This window comes from Nodosilinea sp. LEGE 07298 (assembly GCF_015207265.1).
Taxonomy (GTDB): domain Bacteria; phylum Cyanobacteriota; class Cyanobacteriia; order Phormidesmidales; family Phormidesmidaceae; genus Nodosilinea.
In genome coordinates this window covers 1-1383 of record NZ_JADEXE010000577.1, presented here as the reverse complement: position 1 = coordinate 1383, position 1383 = coordinate 1, and the positions used below count along the sequence as shown (strand labels likewise).

The following is a 1383-nucleotide window of genomic DNA, read 5'->3' as shown; positions in this document are numbered from 1 at the left end:
ACATAAAGCTGGCCAGGGCCGAGGCGCTGTAGATCAGCCCCACATTCAGGGCCAGGCCCGCCTCGCGCACGTACAGCGGTACAAAGGTGCTGATGGTGCCAAAGGCCAACCCCACCAGCAGCAAAATAATCGCTGGAGTACGCACCCGACCGCTCCACAGCTGCCCCCAAAATTCCTTGGATCCAGCGTCTTCGGCGTCGCTGCGGGGCTGGTAGGGCTCGTGCAGCCGCGAGACTAGCAGCAGCCCGACTATACCTAGCAGTCCCATGACCAAAAACGCCGTGGTAAAGCCTGTGGCTTCGTAGAGAAAGCCGCCCAAGGCAGGCCCCAGAGCTAGACCAATCGGGTTGACCAGGGTCATGTAGCCAAGCAGTTCGCCTCGGTTGGCGGGCGGGGCCAAGTCGAGCACCAGGGCGCTGTAGGCCACCACAAAGGCGGCAATACTCAACCCGTGGAAGGCGCGAATACCAATCATGGCCAGAATTGAAGTATCGAGGTTGAGGGTGTACCCCGCCAGCGACAGCGGCACGATCGCGCGGGGTAGAAATAGCACCAGCAGGTAGCCAAAAGGGGCGATCGCGATCGCACTCAGCCCCACCATCAGCACCACCTTGCGGCCTCGCTCATCGGCCAACCGCGACAGGTAGGGCCGTGCCAGCAGCAGCCCGATCGCAAACGATGCCATCACAATGCCAATTTGCTGGCCGCTGCCGCCCAGGGTCTCAATAAACAGCGGCAGCGTTGGCAGCAGCCCGGCCAGCCCGGCCCAAAAACATAGCCCAGCGGCGAACAGCACCGTCAAATTGGTGCGCACCGATGGGCTAAAGGTTGAGAAAATAGTCAAAACGATGGTTCCCCAAGTAGAGTGCTGGGTGCTCAGCAGTGCTCTTCGCCACCACGGCTAGACCACCGCGCCCCACCCCTTAATGTAAACAAATGTTGCAGCCCTCGGCCATGGAGCGCACGGCTATCGTTGACCCCACGGGCCACTACCGCTACAGCCTGGGTCGGCGGTGGAGCGATGCTCCCACCCTGGCTATTATCATGCTCAACCCCAGTCAAGCCGACAGTAGCGTAGACGACCCCACCCTGTGGCGCTGCATTGGCCTGGCTAGGGAGTGGGGTTTTGGGGCGATCGCCGTGGTCAACCTATTTGCCTACCGCAGCCCTCATCCTCACGTGCTGCGGCAGGTTAACGACCCCATCGGCCCTGACAACAATGCGGCTCTGGTCGCCGCCGCTGCAGCCGCCGATCATATCCTGCTGGCCTGGGGAAATTGGGGCAGCTGGCTAGGGCGCGATCGCATCGTTTTGGATCTGCTGGCCCCCTATCAAGCTCAATGCCACTGCCTCGGGCACAACCGCACGGGCCAACCCCGCCAC

2 protein-coding genes are annotated in these 1383 nt (G+C 62.0%); one reads left to right on the top strand and one right to left on the bottom strand.

The annotated features are described in order from the left end of the window. Positions 1 to 844, bottom strand: an 844-nt coding sequence (locus tag IQ273_RS33160) for an MFS transporter (protein WP_194027316.1), incomplete at its 3' end; no start/stop codon positions are given. A 92-nt stretch (positions 845 to 936) separates the two neighbouring features. Here IQ273_RS33160 and IQ273_RS33155 point away from each other — a divergent pair. Continuing rightward, positions 937 to 1383: DUF1643 domain-containing protein (locus IQ273_RS33155; protein WP_194027315.1), on the top strand; the 447-nt coding region annotated here is incomplete at its 3' end.